The sequence below is a fragment of the Isoptericola sp. NPDC060257 genome (assembly GCF_042726645.1).
Taxonomy (GTDB): Bacteria; Actinomycetota; Actinomycetes; order Actinomycetales; family Cellulomonadaceae; genus Isoptericola; species Isoptericola nanjingensis.
Window position 1 is genome coordinate 1 of sequence record NZ_JBHXAW010000431.1, and the last position, 2,269, is coordinate 2,269.

The 2,269-nt window shown below is 74.6% G+C and carries 3 protein-coding genes; 2 read left to right on the forward strand and 1 reads right to left on the reverse strand.

The window, feature by feature from the left end; genetic code table 11:
* Positions 1-65: 65 nt before the first annotated feature.
* Positions 66-608, forward strand: coding sequence for a phosphoribosyltransferase (locus ACFWEK_RS20955; RefSeq protein WP_430548377.1), 543 nt, complete (start codon positions 66-68; stop codon positions 606-608).
* Between the two features lie 6 nt (positions 609-614).
* Here ACFWEK_RS20955 and ACFWEK_RS20960 read toward each other — a convergent pair whose 3' ends face one another.
* Complete coding sequence (locus tag ACFWEK_RS20960; protein WP_430548376.1) at positions 615-1,556, reverse strand: alpha/beta fold hydrolase; 942 nt, start codon at positions 1,554-1,556, stop codon at positions 615-617.
* Between the two features lie 67 nt (positions 1,557-1,623).
* Here ACFWEK_RS20960 and ACFWEK_RS20965 point away from each other — a divergent pair, with 67 nt between their 5' ends.
* The gene (locus tag ACFWEK_RS20965) at positions 1,624-2,184 is read left to right on the forward strand and encodes a TetR/AcrR family transcriptional regulator (RefSeq protein ID WP_430555291.1); all 561 of its coding nucleotides are present in this window, start codon (positions 1,624-1,626) and stop codon (positions 2,182-2,184) included.
* Positions 2,185-2,269: the final 85 nt, after the last annotated feature.

Consider the following 2,269-nt stretch of genomic DNA (forward strand, 5'->3'; position numbering starts at 1 on the left):
AGGCCCCACCCCGCGGGCGGGCCCCCGGTCACGGGGGCCCGCCGTCGCGCGTAGTCTCGGGTGCCATGAGCGCAGAGCCCACCCCCGCCGAGCCGCCCGTGCCCGCCGACGCCGGCGCCGTCCCCGAGCGCGAGGTCCTCACCTGGACCCTGCTGCCCGTCGCGATCCGCGAGCTCGCGCAGCAGGTCGTCGACAGCGGCTTCCTGCCCGACGTCGTGATCGCCGTCGCGCGCGGCGGCCTCGTGCCCGGCGGCGCGATGGCGTACGCCCTGGGCACCAAGGGCGTGGGCACGATGAACGTCGAGTTCTACACCGACATCGGCAAGACGCTGGACGACCCGCGCGTGCTCCCGCCGCTCATGGACACGTCCGAGCTGCCCGGCTCGAAGGTGCTCGTGGTGGACGACGTCGCCGACTCCGGCCGCACCCTCGCGCTCGTCATGGACCTGCTGGCGAAGCAGGGGGCCGACGCCCGGTCGGTGGTGCTCTACACCAAGCCCCGCACGATCATCCGGCCCGACTACTCGTGGCGCGACACCGACCTGTGGATCACGTTCCCGTGGTCGGCCGAGCCCCCGGTGACGGGCGCGCACTCGGCCGACGTCTGAGCTCCGTCACGCCGCGCGGGCGAACAGCTCGCGCGCGCGGTCGACGACGAGGTCCGGACGCTCGTCGACCATGAAGTGCGAGACGCCGGGGAGCACGTCGACGACGAGGTCGTCGGCGTGCTCCTCGTACCCGCCGAGCAGGGCGGGATCGCTGAGGATGTCGTTCTCGCCGAGCAGCGCGACGGCCGGCGTGGTCAGGTGCTGGTCGCGGTAGGCGCCGCGCAGGACCGCCCACAGCTCGCGCCGCACGAAGTCGCGGCAGAGCGCCGACCCGGCGCGCGCGCCCGCGGGGTGACGCAACGGCGCGAGGTAGGCCTCGACGTCGGACTCCGTCATCACGGGCGCGTCGCTGCCGTACTCCTGCAGCAGGTGGCGCGGCAGCCGTTGCCGGCCCCGCGACAGGGCCCGCGGGCCGGTCAGCCGCGAGGCGACGACCACCTGGAACCAGGTGTGCCGCAGCATCAGCAGCAGCCGCGGGTCGAACCGCAGCCACAGGTGAGGCACGCCCATGCTCAGCAGCGAGGCCGCGCGGTCGGGGTGCTCGAGGCAGAGGTGGAATCCGACCAGCGCGCCCCAGTCGTGGGCGACGACGTGCACCCGGTCGAGGCCCAGCGTGTCGAGCAGGCCGACGACGTCGGCCAGGAGGCGGTCGCGCGTGTAGCCGTCCGGCGGGGCGTCGGTCCAGCCGAACCCGCGCAGGTCGGGGCACACGACGTGGTGGTCGGCGGCGAGCGGGCCGATCGTCCCGCGCCACTCCCACCAGTGCTCCGGGAACCCGTGGAGCAGCAGCACCGGGTCACCGGTCCCCTGCTCGACGACGTGCATCGCGAGCCCGTCGACGTCGACCCGTCGATGGGTGACGCCGGCGAGCTCCGGCATCGGCACGTCGGCCGTCGCCTCGGGCCGCACCGAGGCGGCCCGCCCCTCGCCCACCCTGTTCTCGTCCATCCCTCGACGGTACTACGTCCATAGTGTCGTGTCACTATGTCTGTAGTAGCTGGGTTAGGGTGCCGTCGTGACCACCGCCCTCCCGCCCCGACGCCGCGCGCTCGACGCGGCCGTGGACCTGCTCGGCACCGAGGGGCTCCGCGCTCTCACCCACGGCCGCGTCGACGAGCGCGCCGGGCTCCCCCGCGGCTCGACGTCGAACTACTTCCGCACCCGCGCCGCCCTGCTGGCAGGAGTCTCCGACGAGCTCGCCGCCCGCGACCTGGCGGGCCTGTCCGACGCGCCGGAGCCCCGGTCGGCGGCGGACTTCGTCGACATGCTGTGCGCCGGCTTCGCGCAGGCGACCGGCCCCGACCGCGCCACCACGACCGCCCGACTCGTCCTCTTCCTCGAGGCGAGCCACGACCCCGACCTGCGCGGGCGCGTCAACCGCGGCCGCGAGGCCCTCCTCGACTGGGGCGAGCGGATCGTGGGCCGGCTCGGCGCGGCCGACCCGCGCGCGGCGATGATCGCCGTCTCCGGCGCCTACGAGGGCCTGCTGCTGCACGCGATCGCCCGCCACGACCCGACCGACCCGCGCCCTCCCCTCACCCTCGTCGTCGACGCCGCGCTGGCGACGCCGAGGTAGTACCAGACCCGCCGAGGTAGGACCAGACCCGCCGAGGTAGTACGCGATCTGCCGAGGTAGCGCGAGAGGGCGGACCGCACGTGAT